Genomic DNA, 21,901 nt, shown 5'->3' on the forward strand with positions numbered 1-21,901 from the left:
GAGAGAGTCAAATGGTAAAAGTATATTATAACGGTGATATTCAAGAAAACGTATTAAATGGTCAAAAGGTTGCTATCATTGGGTATGGATCACAAGGTCATGCACATGCATTGAACTTAAAAGAAAGCGGCGTAGATGTGATCGTCGGCGTGAGAAAAGGCGGATCTTATACAAAAGCACAAGAAGACGGCCATCAAGTATTCACAGTAAAAGAAGCGGCAGCACAAGCAGATGTCGTCATGGTACTACTACCAGATGAGCAGCAAAAGAAAGTATATGACGAAGAAATCAAAGATCAATTAGAAGCAGGCAACTCACTTGTTTTCGCACACGGATTCAACGTTCACTTCCATCAAATTGTTCCTCCAAGTGAGGTAGATGTGTATCTTGTGGCTCCAAAAGGTCCAGGACATCTTGTGAGAAGAACATATGAACAAGGCGCTGGTGTACCTGCCCTATTTGCTATCTATCAAGATGTATCTGGCCAAGCGAAAGACAAAGCACTTGCTTATGCAAAAGCAATCGGCGGAGCAAGAGCAGGCGTCCTTGAAACAACATTTAAAGAAGAAACGGAAACGGATCTATTCGGTGAGCAAGCGGTCCTTTGTGGAGGTCTTACTTCACTAGTGAAAGCAGGTTTCGAAACGTTAACAGAAGCTGGTTATCAGCCAGAGCTTGCATACTTCGAGTGTCTGCATGAACTGAAATTAATTGTTGACCTAATGTATGAAGAAGGATTAGAAGGCATGAGATATTCAATCTCTGATACAGCACAATGGGGTGACTTCGTATCAGGACCACGCGTTGTGGATGCAAACGTAAAAGAATCTATGAAAGCCGTCTTGACTGATATCCAAAACGGAACATTTGCAAAAGAATGGATTGTTGAAAACCAAGTGAATCGTCCACGTTTCAATGCGATCAATGCAAATGAAAATGAGCACCAAATTGAAATCGTCGGAAGAAAGCTTCGTGAAATGATGCCTTTCGTCAAACAAGGAAAGAAAAAGGAAGCGGTGAGCGTCGGTGCGGAAAATTAATTTTTTTGACACAACACTTCGAGATGGAGAGCAATCACCAGGAGTGAACTTAAATGCACAAGAAAAGCTAATCATTGCAAAGCAGCTTGAGCGCCTTGGGGTTAATATCATTGAAGCGGGTTTTCCCGCTTCATCCCGAGGGGATTTCTTAGGCGTACAAGAAATTGCTAGAACGATCAAAAACTGTTCAGTTGCTGGTCTTGCACGATGTGTGAAAGGTGACATCGATGCTGCATGGGAAGCGTTAAAAGATGGAGTGGAACCAAGAATTCATATCTTTATCGCTACTTCTGATATTCATCTGAAGCATAAACTAAAGAAAACACGTGAAGAAGTCGTAGAACAGGCTGTCTCAATGGTGAAATACGCGAAAGAACGTTTTCCGGTTGTCCAGTGGTCCGCAGAAGATGCGTGTCGTACAGATCTAGCTTTCTTAGCAGAAATTGTAGAGAAGGTCATTGACGCTGGGGCAAGTGTCATTAACTTGCCAGATACAGTTGGATACTTAGCGCCAAAAGAGTACGGCAATATCTTTAAATATATGAAGGAACACGTTCCAAATATCGACCGCGTCAATTTGTCTGCTCACTGTCATGATGATCTAGGAATGGCTGTAGCAAACTCACTTGCAGCCATTGAAAATGGAGCAAATCAAATTGAAACAGCTGTTAACGGAATTGGAGAACGTGCAGGGAATGCCGCTTTAGAAGAAATTGCAGTCGCTCTTCATATTCGAAAAGACTTCTACCAGGTCGAATCAACGATTCAATTGAATGAAATTAAGCGTACAAGTGATGTAGTGAGCAAATACTCAGGAATGATTGTGCCGCGCAATAAAGCAGTCGTTGGCAACAACGCTTTTGCACATGAATCAGGTATTCACCAAGATGGTTTCCTCAAAGAAAAAACAACCTATGAAATCATATCTCCAGAGCTTGTCGGTGTGACAACAGATGTACTTGTCCTTGGGAAACACTCCGGAAGACATGCGTTTAAAGACCGTATGAAAACGCTAGGCTTTAAACTAACAGAAGAAGAAATCAATAAGTTCTTCGAAACCTTCAAGAACTTGACGGAGAAGAAAAAAGAAATCACTGATGATGATTTGATCTCTATTATATTAGAAGAAAAAGTAGCAGACCGAAAAATTGGCTACGAATTTGAAAGTCTTCAAGTGCACTATGGGACAGAACAAATGCCAACAGCAACGGTCTCTCTGAAAAATCAAGAAACGCAGGAAGTCATTCAAGAAGCAGCTACAGGCGCAGGCAGTGTAGAAGCTGTGTACAACACGCTGGAGCGCTGTATGGAGGAAAGAATTCATTTGCTAGACTACCGTATTCAATCGAATGGAAAAGGCAGAGATGCACTAGCGGAAGTATATGTCACTGTTTCAATAGAAGGAAAAGAAACAGCTGGACGCGGTGTGGCGCAAGATGTGCTGGAAGCATCGGCGAAAGCCTACGTCAATGCAGTAAACAGGCATTTAATCTTTAAATCAAATCTCATTGAAATTGAGAAACATCACGCGATTTCATAGGAAAGGAGGTAGGTTCTCATGAAAAAGAAAATTGCACTTTTGCCCGGCGATGGAATCGGACCGGAAGTTGTGACATCAGCGGTCGCTGTCCTCAAAGAGACAGCGGCTCAATTTCAACACGAATTCGAATTCGAAACGGCGCTCATTGGCGGTATCGCAATAGATGAAAAAAACAATCCGCTCCCAAAAGAAACGGTTGATGTATGCAAGAGCGCTGATGCGATTTTATTAGGAGCAGTCGGCGGACCAAAATGGGATCAAAACCCGCCAGAGCTTCGTCCGGAAAAAGGCTTGCTCGCTATTCGTAAACAACTGGACTTATTTGCAAACATCCGTCCTGTCAAAGTGTTCGATAGCTTAAGCGAGGCGTCACCGTTAAAACAGGATCACATTAGCGGAGTCGATTTTGTCATCGTTCGTGAATTAACAGGCGGTCTCTATTTTGGTGAACCAAGCGAGCGTTACACGGATGAAGAAGGAAAAGAAGCTGCGGTTGATACGCTTCTTTATACAAAGCAAGAGATTGTCCGTGTATTAAAAGAAGCATTCGACATGGCCTTAACGAGACGGAAAAAAGTAACGTCTGTGGATAAAGCGAATGTTCTTGCTTCTAGTAAACTATGGCGGGATGCGGTAGAAGAAGTGGCTTCTCAACATCCAGACGTCGAATATGAGCACATGCTCGTTGATAATGCCGCCATGCAGCTGATTTATAAGCCTGCTCAATTTGATGTCATTGTGACAGAGAATATGTTTGGTGACATTTTAAGTGACGAGGCTTCGATGATTACTGGGTCACTCGGTATGCTGCCATCTGCCAGTCTATCAAGCACCGGCCTCCATTTATATGAGCCGATTCATGGTTCAGCACCCGATATTGCGGGGCAAAACGTCGCAAACCCTCTAGCAACCATTTTGTCGGCAGCTAGCTTGCTTAGAACATCTTTTGCGTTAGAAGAAGAAGCGGCTGCAATAGAAGAAGCTGTGGAAGCTGTTCTTGCCTCTGGCAAACGAACAAAGGACTTATCGGCAAAAGAGGGAACGTATCAAACAACTGAAGACATCACTCATGCAGTTGTAGACGCACTCAAGCAGCGCGTGAAAACAATTGTATAAATAGAATCTTGTGGAATTAGGTAGAGGGAGGAAAAGGGTTATGCCTCGAACAATCATCGAAAAAATATGGGATCAGCACGTTGTCAAAAGCGGCGAGGGGAAACCAGACCTTTTATATATTGATCTGCACTTAGTGCATGAAGTGACATCACCTCAAGCATTTGAAGGATTAAGACAAAAAGGACGAAAGGTGAGAAGACCTCAAAACACGTTTGCGACCATGGATCACAATATCCCGACTGTGAATCGATTTGTGATCAAAGATGAGATTGCTAAAAAACAAGTGAGTGCTCTAGAGCGCAACTGTGCTGAATTTGGTGTCCGTCTAGCTGACCTTCACAGTGTAGATCAAGGGATCGTCCATGTTGTTGGACCGGAGCTTGGGTTGACACTGCCAGGGAAAACAATCGTTTGCGGAGATAGTCATACATCAACTCATGGCGCGTTTGGCGCACTTGCTTTTGGAATCGGTACAAGTGAGGTTGAACATGTACTTTCCACACAAACGCTTTGGCAGCAGCGTCCGAAAACATTAGAAATTAGAGTAGACGGAAAGCTGCAAAAAGGGGTAACGGCCAAAGATGTCATTTTAGCAGTCATTGGTGCGCATGGCGTGAAGTTCGGATCAGGTTATGTGATTGAATACACTGGGGAAGTATTCAGAAACATGACGATGGATGAACGCATGACGGTTTGTAATATGTCGATTGAAGCAGGCGCAAGAGCAGGATTGATTGCACCTGATGAAGTCACCTTTGAATATTGCCGCGGCCGCAAATATGCACCGCAGAAAGAAGACTTCGAAGCAGCGATTAAAGAATGGGAAGAACTTAAAACAGATCCAGGTGCAACCTATGATAAAACGATTGTTTTAGATGGGAATGAGATTTCACCAATGGTCACATGGGGAATTAACCCAGGAATGGTGCTGCCTGTAGATGCGTCGATCCCAGGACCTGAGGATTTTGCACAAGAGGATGATCAAAAAGAAGCGATTCGTGCGTACGAATACATGGGTGTTCATCCGCATCAGCGTATTGAAGATATTACGATTGAGCATGTGTTTATCGGCTCATGTACAAACTCAAGAATGACTGATTTACGCCAAGCAGCTTCTATGATAGAAGGACAAAAGGTAGCTGATCATGTCAGAGCGATTGTCGTGCCTGGCTCTCAAAGCGTCAAATTGCAAGCAGAAGAAGAAGGTCTTCATGAAATCTTCCTTGAAGCAGGATTTGAATGGAGAGAATCTGGCTGCAGTATGTGTCTTAGCATGAATAACGATGTGGTACCAGAAGGCGAACGCTGCGCATCCACATCAAACCGTAACTTTGAGGGACGTCAAGGAAAAGGTGCGAGAACGCATCTTGTCAGCCCGGCAATGGCTGCAATGGCTGCAATACATGGCCGATTTGTCGATGTCAGGAAGTTTAATCAAGAGAAAACAGTCGTGTAAGGAGTTGTCATAGATGGAGCCTTTAGTCACACACAAAGGGAAAGCCGCTGTGCTTAACCGTATCAACGTAGATACAGATCAAATTATTCCGAAGCAATTTTTGAAAAGAATTGAACGAACAGGATATGGCCGGTTTGCCTTTTTCGACTGGCGGTATTTAGCCGATGGCAGCCCAAATCCTGATTTCGAGCTGAATCAGCCGATTTATGAAGGAGCATCCATTTTGATCGCAGGAGAAAACTTTGGCTGCGGATCATCAAGGGAACATGCCCCTTGGGCACTTGATGATTATGGTTTCAAAATTGTCATCGCACCATCATTCGCAGATATTTTTCACCAAAACTGCTTTAAAAATGGGATGCTTCCGATTCGTCTTGATTATGATGTGTGGAAAACATTCGCTGCGTCATATGAGAACAAAGGGTATGAGATGACGGTTGATCTGGAAAAACAGCAAATAGAAGATCATGAAGGGAATATCACTCCTTTTGATGTGGATCCTCACTGGAGAGAAATGCTCCTGAATGGCTATGATGAGATCTCATTAACTTTACTACTAGAAGATGACATTCAAGCATTTGAAGATAAGCGCAGCAGCTGGCTGCGTGCGTAAACAACAAGAAGCCGTCCGCCCGAGGTGTGACGGCTTCTTTTTTGCATGAAAACCTCTCGTTACTTGTGTTTACTAACCTTCGTTGGTAAACTGATAAAAAATATGCGCCCGAAAGGAACGTAAGCATGAAACATGACAAGAAGAAAGATAATGTCATTTTGTTTCCTGGTCTGAAAGAAAGACTGATTGAAAAAGGAATGGCAGCATTAAAAGATAAACAGTATCAAGAGGCGCTTCACTTGTTTTCAGAAGCTAAATCTTATGATGACGATGAAGAATCCGATATTCACCTCGGCATGGCGATTTGTTTTCTGGAGCTGGGCGAGCTGCAGGATGCAAAACGTGTTTGTGAAAAGATGCTGCATGAGGGATATGGTCATTACTTCACCGTGCTTCAAGTGTATATGACGATTTTAATTCAGCTGAAAGAATATGAAGAAGTGAAGCAGACAATTGAGGCAGTACTTGAGGAAAACCACCTTCCAGCAGAAAGCGCGGAGCATTTTTACAAGCTGCTCGAATTTAGTAGAAAAATGATTGAATCGCCTGAACAGATTTTAGATGATGATGAGGAGGACGGCGGCGAAATCAATATAGATGATATGCTTGAGCGGCCAGAAGAGCAGGTGCAGTTCATCCATTCGTTGAAAGACCGGAACATCACACCACACATGGGTCTATTAAATACGATCTTACAAAAGCCTGATGGAAACCCTTTGGTCAAATCATTAATCCTGCAGCTTCTGTCAGATCATGATGTGGCAAAGCCGGTTCATGTGACGAAATTCGGTGATTCTTTAACGCTTGTTCCTTCTGAGGCTGTTAAGCCAGAGCAGATGCCGCTACTTCAGCAAGTCCTTCGTAAGCTCGATGACACACTCGGCAATGAGAACCCAACCCTTTACCAAGGCGTGGAAGAGTTATGGCGCCGGCACTTATTTGTGCTTTATCCATTTCTTCCTAAATACACAGATCCGAATCTTTGGGCAGCAGCACTTCATAAAGTCGGCTATGAAATGCACGGGATTGAGATTGACCTCGAAGAATTGCATCTATTGTATGAATTTAATGAACGAGAGCTGAGAGAAGCTTGCACAATGCTGAAAGATATTGAAGAAATTTCTTATTTGTAATTTGTCGATTTAGTTGAAAGACGGACTTGTTATGTTATAATATAATGGTTGTATTTGTGCATATATCGTGCAGTTGTAGATTCCAACGGTTGAAAGACGATATGTATAATCAAGTCAAATGTTGTATACATAATACCGCTTCTTGAGCGGCGTGCGTGGTTTTTGATTGGACGAAGTCTTTATGATGCTTTAGAATGTAACAACGCACAATCTGAATAGATTTTTGGAGGGAAACACACATGTCAGTAAAATGGGAAAAACAAGAAGGTAACGAAGGCGTCCTAACTGTAGAAGTTGATGCTGAAACATTTAACAAAGCACTTGATGATGCGTTTAAGAAGGTTGTCAAGCAAGTATCGATCCCTGGATTCCGTAAAGGGAAAGTACCACGTGGTCTTTTCGAACAGCGTTTTGGTGTAGAATCTCTTTATCAAGATGCATTAGATATTCTTCTTCCAGTTGAATATCCAAAAGCAATCGACGAAGCTGGTATCGAGCCAGTTGACCGCCCTGAAATCGATGTTGAGAAAATCGAAAAAGGCGAAAGCTTAATCTTCACTGCAAAAGTAACAGTGAAGCCTGAAGTGAAACTTGGTGACTACAAAGGTCTTAACGTAGAAAAAGACGACGCTACTGTCACTGATGAAGATGTACAAGAAGAGTTAAAAGGCATGCAAAACCGTCAAGCTGAGCTTGTTGTCAAAGAAGAAGGCGCAATCGAAAACGGCGATACAGTTGTGCTTGATTTCGAAGGATTCGTTGATGGAGAAGCATTCGAAGGCGGAAAAGCTGAAAACTACTCTCTTGAAGTAGGTTCAGGTTCATTCATCCCTGGTTTCGAAGAGCAGTTAGTTGGTCTTGAAGCAGGCGCTGAAAAAGACGTAGAAGTCACTTTCCCAGAAGAATATCATGCTGAAGACCTTGCAGGTAAACCAGCTGTATTCAAAGTGAAAATTCACGAAATCAAAGCAAAAGAACTTCCAGCACTTGACGATGAGTTCGCGAAAGATGCTGATGAAGAAGTAGAAACTCTTGCTGAACTAACTGAAAAAACGAAGAAACGTCTTGAAGAAGCGAAAGAAAACGAAGCAGAAGGTAAACTTCGTGAAGAGCTAGTGGAGAAAGCTTCAGAAAATGCGGAAGTTGACATCCCTCAAGCGATGGTTGACACAGAGCTAGACCGTATGATGAAAGAATTCGAACAACGCCTTCAAATGCAAGGAATGAACCTTGAGCTTTACTTCCAATTCTCAGGACAAGATGAAAATGCGCTGAAAGAGCAAATGAAAGAAGATGCTGCTAAACGCGTGAAATCTAACCTAACACTTGAAGCAATTGCTGCTGCAGAAAACTTACAAGTGTCTGATGAAGAAGTAGAAGAAGAACTTTCAAAAATGGCTGAAGCATACAACATGCCAATTGAAAATATCAAACAAGCGATCGGATCTACTGACGCAATGAAAGAAGATCTAAAAGTTCGCAAAGCAATTGATTTTCTTGTAGAAAACCGTTAATATGGTGCATAATAATAAAACAGGGCGCGAGTGACTCGTGCCTTGTTTTGTACAATTTTTGACTTATCATCGCTTCTTTTGGAAACGATAGTGTAAGTCGCATCTTTCTGTTATACATATCTCAATGTGCAGTGTTAGAAACACATCATTACCGTCTTTTAGGAAAGTATGGTAAAATGCATACATACTGGACCCAGAAAGGTAGCTGACTGTTAGCTACAGGCAAGTGAAGAAGAATAAGGGGTGAAAGAATGTTTAAATTCAACGAGGAAAAAGGTCAATTAAAATGCTCGTTTTGCGGAAAAACGCAAGATCAAGTGCGTAAACTGGTCGCAGGACCTGGCGTATATATATGTGATGAATGTATCGAGCTTTGCACGGAAATAGTTGAAGAAGAGCTCGGCACTGAGGAAGAAGTTGAATTCAAGGATGTTCCGAAGCCTCATGAAATTCGGGAGATTCTTGATGAATATGTCATCGGACAAGAAAATGCGAAGAAATCCTTAGCTGTAGCGGTGTATAACCACTACAAACGGATCAATTCCAACAGCAAGATTGATGATGTTGAGCTTTCAAAAAGTAATATCTCTATGATTGGGCCAACAGGAAGCGGTAAAACTTTACTTGCTCAAACGCTTGCTCGTATTTTAAATGTGCCATTTGCGATTGCAGATGCAACATCATTAACTGAAGCAGGTTATGTTGGTGAAGACGTAGAGAATATTTTACTAAAGCTGATCCAAGCAGCCGATTATGATGTAGAAAAAGCGGAAAAAGGCATTATCTACATCGATGAAATCGATAAAGTAGCAAGAAAATCAGAAAACCCTTCTATCACTCGTGATGTATCTGGGGAAGGTGTTCAGCAAGCACTATTGAAAATTCTTGAAGGAACTGTCGCTAGTGTACCGCCTCAAGGTGGACGTAAGCATCCTCATCAAGAATTCATTCAAATCGATACAACAAATATCCTCTTTATTTGTGGTGGAGCCTTTGACGGCATTGAGCAAATCATCAAACGCCGCCTAGGTCAAAAAGTCATTGGATTCGGTGCGGAAAATAAAATCGAAGATCTTGAAAAAGAAGTCCTTCTATCAAAAGTACTCCCAGAAGACTTGCTTCGCTTCGGTTTAATCCCGGAATTCATCGGTCGTCTACCGGTTATTGCAAGCCTAGAGCCGTTAGATGAAAAAGCACTTGTAGAGATCTTGACGAAGCCTAAAAATGCGCTCGTTAAGCAGTATACAAAAATGCTTGAGCTTGATGATGTAGAGCTTGAGTTTGAAGAAGATGCTCTTAGCGAAATTGCGAAAAAAGCAATTGAGCGTAAAACAGGAGCTCGTGGTCTACGTTCAATCATTGAAGGCATCATGCTTGATGTGATGTTTGACCTTCCATCACGTGATGATATTGAAAAATGTGTGATCACTGGTGCAACGGTTGCCGATGGCGAGTCGCCGCGTCTTGTGTTAAAGGACGGCACAGTCGTCAATAAAGATACGAAAACATCTGCATAAGGGTAGTCTCACTCCTGAATCTTTTTGATTCAGGAGTTTTTTATTTATCGTGGAAGTTGTGTTTATTCCGTCCAGCTCTAGGAAATACTAGCAGACAGAAACCAATACATACGATAGATGAAGGAGGGAGCACCGATTGAGCTGGACAGGAATCGTATTATTCATACAGCTGTTCTTTGGTATCGTCATCGGGCTGTACTTTTGGAACTTACTGCGAAATCAGCGCACACAAAAGGTGACGATAGACAAAGAGTCAAAGAAAGAAATGGAAGCACTCAGAAAGATGCGGTCAATCAAGCTGAGTGAACCTTTATCAGAGAGAGTCCGGCCAAAGGGGTTTCAAGATATTGTAGGGCAGGAAGACGGCATTCGTGCACTAAAAGCGGCACTATGCGGGCCGAATCCTCAGCATGTCATCGTCTACGGACCACCGGGAGTCGGTAAAACAGCCGCTGCCCGTCTTGTGATGGAAGAAGCGAAGCGTCACGCTGATTCACCGTTTAAGAAAGATGCGGTCTTTGTAGAGCTCGATGCCACAACCGCGAGATTCGATGAACGAGGCATCGCAGACCCGCTCATTGGTTCCGTGCATGACCCGATTTACCAAGGGGCTGGAGCAATGGGACAGGCAGGCATTCCGCAGCCAAAACAAGGAGCCGTCACACATGCTCATGGCGGGGTTCTGTTTATCGATGAAATTGGCGAGCTGCATCCGATCCAAATGAACAAAATGCTCAAAGTGCTTGAAGATCGGAAAGTCTTTTTAGACAGTGCCTACTACAGTGAAGAAAATACCCAAATCCCAAATCACATTCATGATATTTTCCAAAATGGGCTTCCGGCCGATTTTCGATTGATTGGTGCCACGACAAGAACGCCTGACGAAATTCCACCAGCAATCCGGTCAAGGTGTCTGGAAATTTTCTTTAAGGACCTTGACCAGCATGAACTGAAAATCGTCGCTGCCAAGGCTGTCCAAAAAATTCAAAAGGAATTAAGTGATGAAGGGCTGAACCTTTTAACATCCTATGTGAAAAATGGACGTGAAGCGGTCAACATGGTGCAGATTGCCGCTGGTATGGCTGTCACGGAAAACCGAAAAGACATCACGATCGAAGATGTAGAATGGGTCATTCATTCAAGCCAGCTGACACCAAGATATGAACAAAAAGTACCAGAAAAGCCAAAAGTGGGGGTAGTCAATGGACTGGCCGTTTATGGACCAAACAGCGGCGCCCTGCTTGAGATTGAAGTGAATATCTGTAAGGCGCTTGAAAAAGGCAGTATCAACATTACAGGCATTGCAGAAGAAGAAAGCATTGGCAATCAGTCGAAATCCATTAGACGAAAAAGTATGGCCAAAGGGTCAGTTGAAAATGTATTAACGGTGCTTCGAAATTTAGGCATTCGGACAAATGAATATGACATCCATATTAATTTTCCAGGCGGTGCCCCTATTGATGGACCGTCTGCTGGGATTGCCATGGCGACCGCGATCTTCTCAGCCATACATCAAATCCCGATCGATCATCTGACAGCCATGACGGGTGAAATCGGATTGCAGGGTCAGGTGAAGCCGATCGGCGGTGTGATACCGAAGATTAAGGCAGCGAAACAAGCTGGTGCCACAACCGTCATTATTCCTTATGACAACCAGCAGTCGATCTTAAAAGAGATTGAAGGGGTCACCATTGTGCCTGTGAAGCACTTCCAAGAAGTGCTGGATCAGTGTTTGGTCAACCCGCCAGACGAGAAGAAAGATGGACTAGAAGACGAAATGAAAAGAAAATCTGTTTAATCCCCATCACATATGGGGATTTTTTAGTGAAATAGATCTTTTTTTCTTTTTCATGATAAAAAGAAAGGGTATACTACGGTAAGATCAACATTTCTCAAGTCTTTTACATTGTACAAGACTGAAACAGGTATATTATAATGATTCATACTAGTGACGGAGGTGTCAATCAACATGGCAGATGAAATCAAAAAGAATGTTCCGCTCCTTCCATTGCGAGGTTTACTTGTTTATCCAACAATGGTCTTGCATTTGGACGTTGGACGCGAGAAGTCTGTTCAAGCATTAGAACAGGCGATGATGAACGATCATATGATTTTTCTAGCAACACAGCGGGAAATTTCAATAGATGAACCAGGTGAAGAGGAAATTTTCAAAGTCGGCACCTACACAAAAATTAAACAAATGCTGAAGCTGCCAAATGGAACGATTCGTGTACTCGTTGAAGGCTTGAATCGAGCGCAGATCGAATCATACGTAGAGCTGGAGGACTATACGTCCGTCGACATAAAAGAATTGGCAGAAGAAGATTTAAAGGACGCAGAAGCAGAAGCACTCATGCGTACATTGTTAGATCACTTTGATCAATACATAAAAATTTCAAAAAAAATCTCAGCTGAAACATATGCAACAGTGACGGATATTGAGGAACCAGGGAGAATGGCAGATATCGTTGCTTCTCACCTGCCGCTCAAATTAAAGGACAAACAAGAAGTACTGGAAACAGTGGATGTCAAAAAACGGCTGAACCGGGTCATCAGCTTAATTCACAATGAAAAAGAAGTACTCGAGATTGAAAAGAAAATCGGGCAGCGCGTGAAACGTTCAATGGAACGAACGCAAAAAGAATATTATTTGCGTGAACAAATGAAAGCCATTCAAAAGGAGCTTGGAGACAAAGAAGGAAAAACTGGAGAAGTCAGTTCTTTAATGTCTAAAATCGAAGAGTCGAGCATGCCGGATTCTGTTCGTGAAACGGCGCTCAAAGAATTGAATCGTTATGAAAAAATTCCTTCAAGCTCTGCTGAGAGCTCTGTGATTCGAAATTATATTGATTGGCTGATCAGCCTTCCATGGGGCATCTATACAGAAGATCGTCTAGATTTAAAGCTTGCAAGTGAAATTTTAGATGATGAGCATCACGGGCTGGAAAAGGTCAAAGAACGAGTGCTTGAATATCTTGCTGTACAGAAGCTGACCAATTCATTAAAAGGACCGATTCTTTGCTTAGCAGGACCTCCTGGGGTAGGGAAAACGTCACTTGCCAAATCCATTGCCAAATCACTTGACCGAAAGTTTATCCGGATCTCCCTTGGCGGTGTGCGCGATGAGTCTGAGATTCGTGGACATAGAAGAACGTATGTAGGTGCGATGCCAGGCCGTATCATTCGCGGAATGAGCAAGGCAGGAACGATGAATCCGGTGTTCCTTTTAGATGAAATCGATAAGATGTCCTCTGATTTTAGAGGTGATCCATCTTCAGCGATGCTCGAAGTCTTAGACCCAGAGCAAAATCATAACTTTAGCGATCACTATATTGAAGAAACATTTGATTTGTCTCAGGTGCTATTTATTGCCACTGCCAACAATTTAGCAACCATTCCAGGTCCACTTCGTGATAGAATGGAGATTATCACGATTGCAGGGTATACAGAGGTTGAAAAAGCAGAAATTGTGAAAGATCACCTTCTGCCGAAGCAGCTAAAGGAGCACGGATTAAAGAAAGGGAACTTGCAGCTTCGTGAAGCAGCGATTTATGATACGATTCGCTATTACACAAGAGAAGCGGGTGTTCGTGGATTAGAGCGTCAGCTTGCGGCGATTTGCCGAAAAGCGGCAAGAGCGATTGTGGCTGAAGACCGCAAACGCATCACGGTGACGGAAAAGAATTTATCTGAATTTCTCGGAAAAAGACTTTACCGTTATGGCCAGGCTGAAACGACAGACCAAGTGGGGGTTGTCACAGGACTTGCGTATACCACTGTTGGCGGAGACACCTTGTCGATTGAGGTATCACTCTCACCGGGTAAAGGCAAGCTCTTGTTAACAGGGAAGCTTGGTGATGTCATGAGAGAATCTGCACAGGCGGCATTCAGTTATATTCGTTCGAAAGCAGATGAACTGAACATTGATCCTAATTTTAATGAAAAGCATGATATTCATATCCATGTTCCAGAGGGTGCGGTTCCAAAGGACGGGCCATCAGCTGGTATCACCATTGCGACGGCTCTTGTATCAGCACTCACAGGACGACCTGTGTCAAAAGAGGTTGGTATGACAGGAGAGATTACGTTAAGAGGAAGAGTGCTTCCAATTGGCGGACTAAAAGAAAAAGCATTAGGCGCACATCGCGCAGGACTGAAAACCATTATTCTTCCAAAGGACAATGAGAAGGATATTGATGATATTCCTGAAAGTGTGAGAGAAGGACTAACCTTTATTCCGGTCTCACATTTAGATGAGGTGCTTGAGAAAGCGTTGGTAGGAGAGGGAAGATGAAAGTAACAAAATCAGATATCGTCATTAGTGCGGTAAAACCAGAGCAGTACCCGAGCGGGGGACTGCCTGAAATCGCTCTTGCTGGACGATCAAATGTTGGGAAGTCCTCGTTCATCAACTCATTGATTAATCGTAAAAATTTAGCGCGTACGTCTTCTAAACCAGGTAAGACTCAAACGCTTAATTTCTACATCATCAATGATATGCTCCATTTTGTGGACGTTCCAGGCTACGGCTTTGCTAAAGTATCAAAGACAGAGCGCGAAGCCTGGGGTAGAATGATCGAAACGTATATTACAATGCGTGAAGAATTAAAAGCAGTCGTCCAAATTGTGGACCTACGTCATAAGCCATCAGTAGATGATGTGAACATGTATGAATTCCTGAAATATTACGGAGTTCCCGTGATCGTCATCGCAACAAAGGCGGACAAAATTCCAAAAGGCAAATGGGAAAAACATGCGAAAGTCGTCAAACAGACACTCGACATTGACCCATCAGACGAACTAGTCCTGTTCTCTTCTGAAACGAAAAAGGGAAAAGACGAAGCCTGGAATGCCATCCTTGCGAAGATTAACAGCTAAAAGAAAAGGCATCTGTCATGGACAGATGCCTTTTTATTGTATAAGTTATTTCCTTTTTAAAAATAATAAGAGGAGACTGACAGCAATCAGTACATAAGGCCAGTACAATTCAAAACCGGAAGTAGGGATCGAAAGGGAACTTAGCTGTTTTGTAATTTGCTGAAAGAAATAAAGGAACAGACCGAGTGCAATGAGAACAACACTTTCAATACGATATTCTTTTTTCTGAGATGATTTCATAAAGAGTGCAAGTCCAACGATGAATACGATCATCGTAAATGTGTCTGGCCAGTGGTCTAATTTTGGTTGAAGAATAAAGTGTAGCGAAAGGCCCGTCATAAGCATACCGATAAACACATGAGCGCTTTCTTGCTCCTTCTTTCCTTGATATAAGAAAGCGAGGCCAAAAAGCAGTATGAGTGTATACCATTTCTCTTGATCCTTCCAAATGTCAAATTGACCTCCTGAGAGAATGGCATATAGCGCTACAGCCAGCAAAGTGAGCGGCAGCAAAATGGATTTTTTCTTCAAAGATGTCACCTTCTTTTAAGCAGATCATTTGTCCGCACGCGCCAAATCTGGTAAATTGCTTGAAGTGATGATATGGCATAATTAGTGTCGAACATTTTTCTACTATATCACAACATTTTTGAAATCTGTTCACAATTTTCATCCAGTTAAAAATGAATATATGTTATAATCATTATAAATAATAAATTCTATATTGTAATTATTATAAATTAGACAGGGCGTTGGGGGTGCAAGCTGAAGTTATGCATATTCTTGTTGTGGGTTTAGATTATAAAACAGCCCCTGTTGAGATACGGGAACAGCTGAGCTTTGAACCGAGCGAGCTCGGAACAGCGATGTCCAAGCTTAAAGAAGAAAAAAGCATTCTAGAGAATATCGTCATCTCAACATGTAATCGAACAGAGATCTACGCAGTGGTAGATCAGCTTCATACTGGACGGTTTTATATAAAAAGATTTTTAGCCGATTGGTTCGGTTTAGAAAAAGAAGATGTCTCTCCTTATTTGAAGTTCTATGAAAATGATGGAGCGGTTGAGCATTTATTCCGTGTGGCCTGTGGACTTGATTCCATGGTGATTGGCGAAACACAAATACTTGGTCAAGTGCGCTCTAGCTTTAAAGTAGCTCAAGAGGAGAAGACCATTGGTACCGTTTTCAATTATTTATTTAAACAGGCGGTCACCGTTGCAAAACGCTCTCATGCGGAAACAGACATTGCGTCTAATGCCGTGTCTGTCAGCTATGCAGCTGTCGAGCTTGCAAAAAAAATCTTTGGACGTCTTTCTGATAAACATGTCCTGATTCTTGGTGCGGGTAAAATGGGCGAACTAGCGGCTCAAAACCTTCAAGGTCAAGGGATTGGTCAAGTAACGGTCATCAATCGAACGTATGAGAAAGCAAAAGAATTGGCGGGTCGTTTTTCAGGAGAGCCTAAAAGCTTAAACCAATTGGAAAAAACATTATCCGAAGCGGACATTTTAATTAGCTCCACTGGTGCGAAACAATTTGTCATTACAAAGGAAATGGTCGAAAGTGCGAATAAAAAGCGGAAGGGCAGACCTCTATTTATGGTGGATATTGCTGTGCCCCGTGATTTAGATCCAGCCATTTCTGAAGTAGAAGGTGCTTTTTTGTATGACATTGATGACCTTGAGGGCATCGTGGCAGCCAACTTAAAAGAGCGCCGTGCGGTGGCTGAGCAGGTTGAGCTCCTCATTGAAGCAGAAATTGTGGAATTTAAGCAATGGCTGAATACGCTTGGTGTGGTTCCTGTCATTTCTGCACTTAGAGAAAAGGCGCTGACGATTCAAGCGGATACGATGCAGAGTATTGAACGAAAGCTTCCGAACCTCACACACCGTGAAATGAAGCTATTAAATAAACATACGAAAAGCATTATTAATCAAATGCTGAAAGATCCTATCTTAAAGGCAAAAGAAATTGCCGCGGAGCCGAATGCAGAGGAAAAACTTTTACTCTTCAAAGAAATCTTTGATTTACAGGTTGAAGATGAAGAGCAAAAGGTGGAGCCTGTACAGGTGGAGCAAGGGTCATTTCAGCTGTTCAAACCAAATATGGCACAAGGCTTTGCTACAGTTGCCAGTGAGTGATTAAGCGATGATGGAATCCATTGTAGCGAGACTAGGCGAAGCGACGACCTTGATCTATGCACTAAGTGTCTTGTTCTATTTCATAGATTTTCTTCAACACAACCGGAAGGCTGGAAAAATGGCTTTCTGGTTGCTTTCTATTGTCTGGCTGCTGCAAACAGTCTACATGTTCTATATTATGATGGAAACAGACCGATTCCCTGTGTTGAATGTAGCAGAGGGTTTATATTTTTATACGTGGGTGCTTGTGACACTTTCACTTGTTCTCACAAAAGTATTGCGTGTTGAATTTATTGTCTTTTTTACAAATGTCATCGGTTTTTCCATGATGGCGATTCACACCTTTACACCATCTGATCTCCACTCAGCAGAACTAACGGGGAAGCTGACGAGTGAACTGCTTGTGATTCATATTACGATGGCGATTTTATCATACGGTGCTTTTTCACTTTCATTTGCTTTCTCCCTTCTCTATCTCTTTCAATATCGTTTGCTGAAAAAGAAAAAATGGGGAAAATGGCTTCTGAGAATTGAAGATTTATCGAAGCTTGATCATATGGCGTACGTATTAAACATTATTGGTGTGCCAATGCTCTTGCTTAGTTTGATTCTTGGCATCATTTGGGCATATATTTCGTATGATACGTTGTACTGGACAGATGCAAAGGTGCTTGGTTCGTTTATTATGCTGTTTTTATACGGCTTTTACTTATATATCAGATTGGTGAGAAATATGCAGGGCAAAATCGTGGCACTGTGGAATGTCGGTTCATTCATTGTGCTGATGATCAATTATTTTCTGCTTGGTAGCTTATCAACCTTTCATTGGTTTCAATAAATAATGATGAGTCTAAAGGGCATTGTCGGGAGGAAGACGTATTGCGTACAATTAAAGTAGGTTCTAGAAGAAGTAAGCTTGCAATTACACAAACAAAATGGGTTATTCAAAAGCTGTCTGAACTAAACCCTTCTTATTCTTTTGAAATAAAAGAGATTGTGACAAAGGGTGATCAAATTTTAGATGTGACCTTATCAAAGGTTGGCGGAAAAGGACTGTTTGTCAAAGAAATTGAACAGGCGATGCTGAATCATGACATCGATATGGCGGTTCACAGTATGAAGGATATGCCGGCTGCTCTTCCTGAAGGTTTAGTCATCGGCTGTATTCCTGAGCGTGAAGATGTAAGGGACGCTCTTATTTCGAAGGATCATCTGCGTCTTCATGAGCTGCCGAAGGGTGCTATTGTGGGAACAAGCAGCTTACGGCGCAGTGCCCAGCTTCTTCAGGAAAGACCAGATCTTGAAATTAAATGGATTCGAGGAAACATTGATACAAGATTGGAAAAGCTGAAAAATGAAGAATATGATGCCATTATTCTAGCGGCTGCTGGGCTGTCCAGAATGGGATGGAGCAAAGAGGTTGTGTCGGAATTTTTATCTCCTGAGACTTGCCTGCCCGCCGTTGGCCAAGGCGCTTTGTCGATTGAGTGCCGCGGGGATGATGAAGAGCTATTGCAGCTCCTCGCTCAATTTACGAATGAATATACGAAGAAAACGGTTCTCACTGAAAGAGCCTTCCTCAAACAAATGGATGGCAGCTGTCAGGTGCCGATCGCTGGCTATGCAACGATGAATGAGCGTGATGAAATTGAACTGACGGGTCTTGTGGCATCTGCTGACGGACACACGATTATTCGAGAAACTGTATCAGGCACTGACCCTGAGGCAATTGGGACAGCATGTGCGAAGCAGATGGCTGATAAGGGAGCAAAGGATTTAATCGACAAGGTGAAAAAGGATCTGTCCTCCCAATGACCATAGGCAAATCGCTTCACGGACAGACGGTGCTTGTCACTCGAAATGAACGTCAAGCGGGTGTGTTTCAGCAAAAGATTGAAGAGCTGAACGGCCATGCTGTTTTAACCTCTCTTATTCGGTTTGAGCCTACGCTCACAAAAGAAAAAGCGCAGGCCTTTTTAAAGGACTTAGAAAATAGCCAATGGCTTGTTTTCACGAGTGTGAATGGTGCGTCTTTTTTTCTGAGCTACATAAAGGACCATCATTTACATAAGAGTTTATCGCATTTGAAAGTGGCTGCTGTAGGTGAGAAAACCTCTGCCTATCTTGAGCAGCACGGCTTGAAGGTGGATGTGGTACCAGAACGATTCATAGCGGAAGAGCTCGCAGATGCGTTACTTGACCATGTGCGTCGGGGAGAGCGTGTGTTTGTAGCAAAAGGACACCTGTCTCGAGATGTCGTGAAGAAAACCCTCATTCCGCTTGGCATAGAAGTAAAGGAATGGATTTTATATGAAACCGTCAAGGATGAGGAAGGTATTGCCGCTCTCAAAACGGCGATGACGAAGCAATCATTTGATTTTATTACATTTACGAGCTCATCCACTGTCCATTCATTTATGCATGCCATGGAGGCAGATGCAGCGAAGCTGGCTGCTTCTGGCACCTGTTTTGTGACGATCGGTCCTCTGACAAAAGAGGCACTGCTTCAATACGGGATTTCTTCTGAAACCCCAGATACTTATACGGTAGACGGAATGCTTGAATTGATGTGCCGTTTATCTGAAAGGAAGTTGAACCAATGATGAAATTTAACAGACACCGCAGACTGCGGACAAGCGCAGGAATGAGAGAATTAGTCAGAGAAACCTTTTTAAGACCATCTGATTTCATTTATCCGATCTTTTTTGTAGAGGGAGAAAATGTCCGAAAAGAAGTCCCTTCAATGCCGGGTGTTTATCACATTTCAGTGGACCTTGTAAAAGAAGAAGTCCAAGAACTTGTCGACCTAGGCATCAAATCAATTATTGTATTTGGTGTTCCAGATCATAAAGACCATGTGGGCAGTGAGGCGTATCACGACCATGGCATTGTTCAAAGAGCGACGCTTGAGATCAAAAAGCATTTCCCAGAACTTGTGGTCATTGCAGACACTTGCTTATGCCAATATACAGATCATGGACATTGCGGCATCGTTGAAGATGGTGAAATTTTAAATGATGAATCTCTTCAGCTTTTAGCGAAAACAGCTGTTAGCCAAGCGCGCGCAGGTGCAGATATCATTGCTCCTTCCAATATGATGGATGGATTTGTTGTGGCCATTCGTGAGGCACTTGATGAAGCTGGCTTTATTCATGTACCTGTCATGTCATATGCTGTGAAATATGCAAGTGCTTTTTACGGCCCGTTTCGTGACGCGGCGCATAGCACACCGCAGTTTGGAGATCGTAAAACATACCAAATGGACCCTGCAAACCGTTTAGAGGCACTCAGAGAAGCGCAGTCTGATGTAGAAGAGGGGGCTGATTTCCTCATTGTCAAACCATCCCTTTCTTATTTAGATATTATGCGTGATGTCAAAAATGAATTTACACTCCCTGTTGTTGCTTACAATGTGAGCGGAGAATATGCAATGGTCAAAGCCGCTGCTCAAAATGGCTGGATTTCTGAAAAAGAGCTTGTTCTTGAAATGCTGACAAGCATGAAACGTGCAGGAGCAGAGCTCATCATTACGTATCATGCAAAAGATGCAGCCAAATGGCTCTCAGAATAAAGAACGGATAGACAGGAGGACGTTGAAATGGGACGTAGCTATGAAAAATCAAAGCAAGCATTTGAAGAAGCGCAGCATTTAATGCCTGGTGGTGTCAACAGCCCTGTGCGTGCATTTAAATCAGTTAACACAGACCCGATTTTTATGGAACGAGGCAAAGGCGCCAAGATATATGATATTGATGGAAATGAATACATCGATTATGTCTTATCATGGGGACCGCTAATTTTAGGGCATACGAATGACCGTGTGGTTGAAAGTATTCAACGAGTTGCGGAACAGGGGACAAGCTTTGGTGCTTCCACGTTAGTTGAAAATGAATTAGCTAAGCTTGTATCAGAGCGAGTTCCTTCCATTGAAGTCATTCGTATGGTCAGCTCTGGTACAGAGGCGACCATGAGTGCACTTCGTCTAGCTCGCGGCTTTACAGGCAGAAATAAAATTGTGAAATTTGAAGGCTGCTATCATGGCCACGGCGATTCTTTGCTCATTAAAGCGGGTTCAGGTGTCGCAACGCTAGGGCTTCCAGATAGCCCAGGTGTACCTGAAGGGACTGCAAGCAACACGATCACAGTGCCGTACAATGATTTAGAGAGCATTCAAGTTGCTTTTCAGGAGTTTGGAGACGATATTGCAGGTGTCATTGTCGAGCCGGTTGCAGGAAATATGGGGGTTGTTCCTCCGCAAGAAGGTTTCTTACAAGGGCTGAGAGACATCACGGAGCAATACGGAGCTTTACTCATTTTTGATGAGGTCATGACTGGCTTCCGTGTGGATTATCACTGCGCGCAAGGCTATTTTGGCATCACACCTGATCTGACGTGCCTTGGTAAAGTGATCGGAGGCGGTCTCCCGGTCGGTGCTTATGGCGGAAGAGCGGATATCATGAGACAAATTGCACCAAGCGGTCCAATTTATCAAGCAGGAACGTTATCTGGTAACCCTCTTGCGATGACAGCAGGCTTAGAAACCTTAAAACAGCTGACACCTGAGTCTTATGAAGAGTTTAGACGAAAAGGAGACCGGCTGGAAGAAGGCATTTCAAAAGCGGCGAAAGTACACGGAATTCCATTAACGTTTAACCGTGCGGGTTCGATGATTGGATTCTTCTTTACAAATGAAGAAGTGGTCAATTATGACAAAGCAAAAACCGCTGATCTCGCTTTATTCGCTGAATTTTACAAGGAAATGGCGGATCGCGGCATCTTCCTTCCTCCTTCTCAATTCGAAGGACTGTTCCTGTCAACAGCTCATACAGATGAAGACATCGAATATACGATTGAGACAGTGGAAAAGGTATTTCAAAAACTGCGTCGATAAACGAAAGCCGGTATGGGGACATATCGGCTTTTTTGTGTTGCTGAAAACCAATCATATTTTCA

At 42.9% G+C, this 21,901-nt stretch carries 18 protein-coding genes; 17 read left to right on the forward strand and 1 reads right to left on the reverse strand.

Annotated elements, in window-relative coordinates:
* Window positions 1-11 precede the first annotated feature (11 nt).
* From ilvC to yihA, 11 genes are all read left to right on the forward strand, one after another.
* Window positions 12-1,040, forward strand: a complete 1,029-nt coding sequence (gene ilvC, locus C6347_RS14960) for a ketol-acid reductoisomerase (RefSeq protein WP_106048515.1) — start codon at window positions 12-14, stop codon at window positions 1,038-1,040.
* Window positions 1,027-2,580 carry a 2-isopropylmalate synthase gene (locus C6347_RS14965; protein WP_034661703.1) on the forward strand — a complete coding sequence of 518 codons (1,554 nt, stop codon included), beginning with the start codon at window positions 1,027-1,029 and terminating at the stop codon, window positions 2,578-2,580. Before ilvC ends, C6347_RS14965 begins: the two co-directional genes overlap by 14 nt.
* Before the next feature lie 18 nt (window positions 2,581-2,598).
* Window positions 2,599-3,696: a 3-isopropylmalate dehydrogenase gene (gene leuB / locus C6347_RS14970; protein WP_106071776.1), complete on the forward strand. Its 1,098-nt coding sequence runs from the start codon at window positions 2,599-2,601 to the stop codon at window positions 3,694-3,696.
* Window positions 3,697-3,736: 40 nt separating this feature from the next.
* Window positions 3,737-5,152, forward strand: a complete 1,416-nt coding sequence (gene leuC / locus C6347_RS14975; protein WP_106048517.1) for a 3-isopropylmalate dehydratase large subunit — start codon at window positions 3,737-3,739, stop codon at window positions 5,150-5,152.
* Window positions 5,153-5,165: 13 nt separating this feature from the next.
* A complete protein-coding gene (gene leuD / locus C6347_RS14980) occupies window positions 5,166-5,765 on the forward strand; it encodes a 3-isopropylmalate dehydratase small subunit (protein ID WP_060596899.1) in 600 nt (199 codons plus the stop codon).
* Between the two features lie 125 nt (window positions 5,766-5,890).
* Window positions 5,891-6,898 (forward strand): DNA damage checkpoint antagonist DdcA, encoded by a 1,008-nt coding sequence (gene ddcA, locus C6347_RS14985; protein WP_106042578.1) that lies wholly within the window; start codon window positions 5,891-5,893, stop codon window positions 6,896-6,898.
* A 239-nt stretch (window positions 6,899-7,137) separates the two neighbouring features.
* Entirely contained in the window at window positions 7,138-8,412 is a 1,275-nt protein-coding gene (gene tig, locus C6347_RS14990; protein WP_060596897.1) for a trigger factor, read from the forward strand.
* A gap of 251 nt (window positions 8,413-8,663) precedes the next feature.
* On the forward strand, window positions 8,664-9,929 hold the full coding sequence (gene clpX / locus C6347_RS14995) for an ATP-dependent protease ATP-binding subunit ClpX (RefSeq protein WP_012010785.1): 1,266 nt from the start codon (window positions 8,664-8,666) through the stop codon (window positions 9,927-9,929).
* A 136-nt stretch (window positions 9,930-10,065) separates the two neighbouring features.
* Complete coding sequence (gene lonB, locus C6347_RS15000) at window positions 10,066-11,727, forward strand: ATP-dependent protease LonB (RefSeq protein WP_012010784.1); 1,662 nt, start codon at window positions 10,066-10,068, stop codon at window positions 11,725-11,727.
* A gap of 171 nt (window positions 11,728-11,898) precedes the next feature.
* On the forward strand, window positions 11,899-14,223 hold the full coding sequence (lon, locus tag C6347_RS15005; RefSeq protein WP_066030587.1) for an endopeptidase La: 2,325 nt from the start codon (window positions 11,899-11,901) through the stop codon (window positions 14,221-14,223).
* The gene (gene yihA / locus C6347_RS15010; RefSeq protein ID WP_034661689.1) at window positions 14,220-14,807 is read left to right on the forward strand and encodes a ribosome biogenesis GTP-binding protein YihA/YsxC; all 588 of its coding nucleotides are present in this window, start codon (window positions 14,220-14,222) and stop codon (window positions 14,805-14,807) included. The genes lon and yihA overlap by 4 nt, the downstream gene beginning before the upstream one ends.
* A gap of 45 nt (window positions 14,808-14,852) precedes the next feature.
* On the opposite strand, the gene C6347_RS15015 is transcribed toward yihA, so the two are convergent.
* The gene (locus C6347_RS15015) at window positions 14,853-15,338 is read right to left on the reverse strand and encodes a hypothetical protein (RefSeq protein WP_060596895.1); all 486 of its coding nucleotides are present in this window, start codon (window positions 15,336-15,338) and stop codon (window positions 14,853-14,855) included.
* A 242-nt stretch (window positions 15,339-15,580) separates the two neighbouring features.
* Between C6347_RS15015 and hemA the strand changes: the two genes are divergently transcribed.
* The 6 genes from hemA to hemL are packed head-to-tail and all read left to right on the forward strand — an operon-like array spanning window position 15,581 to window position 21,839.
* Window positions 15,581-16,948: a glutamyl-tRNA reductase gene (hemA, locus tag C6347_RS15020; RefSeq protein ID WP_012010780.1), complete on the forward strand. Its 1,368-nt coding sequence runs from the start codon at window positions 15,581-15,583 to the stop codon at window positions 16,946-16,948.
* Between the two features lie 7 nt (window positions 16,949-16,955).
* A complete protein-coding gene (locus C6347_RS15025; RefSeq protein ID WP_034661681.1) occupies window positions 16,956-17,786 on the forward strand; it encodes a cytochrome c biogenesis protein in 831 nt (276 codons plus the stop codon).
* Between the two features lie 41 nt (window positions 17,787-17,827).
* Entirely contained in the window at window positions 17,828-18,763 is a 936-nt protein-coding gene (gene hemC, locus C6347_RS15030) for a hydroxymethylbilane synthase (RefSeq protein WP_106071777.1), read from the forward strand.
* Window positions 18,760-19,551, forward strand: a complete 792-nt coding sequence (locus tag C6347_RS15035; protein WP_106048519.1) for a uroporphyrinogen-III synthase — start codon at window positions 18,760-18,762, stop codon at window positions 19,549-19,551. Before hemC ends, C6347_RS15035 begins: the two co-directional genes overlap by 4 nt.
* A complete protein-coding gene (hemB, locus tag C6347_RS15040; protein ID WP_034661673.1) occupies window positions 19,548-20,519 on the forward strand; it encodes a porphobilinogen synthase in 972 nt (323 codons plus the stop codon). Before C6347_RS15035 ends, hemB begins: the two co-directional genes overlap by 4 nt.
* A 27-nt stretch (window positions 20,520-20,546) precedes the next feature.
* Window positions 20,547-21,839, forward strand: coding sequence for a glutamate-1-semialdehyde 2,1-aminomutase (gene hemL, locus C6347_RS15045; protein ID WP_034661671.1), 1,293 nt, complete (start codon window positions 20,547-20,549; stop codon window positions 21,837-21,839).
* Window positions 21,840-21,901 lie beyond the last annotated feature (62 nt).

This window comes from Bacillus sp. NMTD17 (assembly GCF_002998735.1).
Lineage (GTDB): Bacteria > Bacillota > Bacilli > Bacillales > Bacillaceae > Bacillus.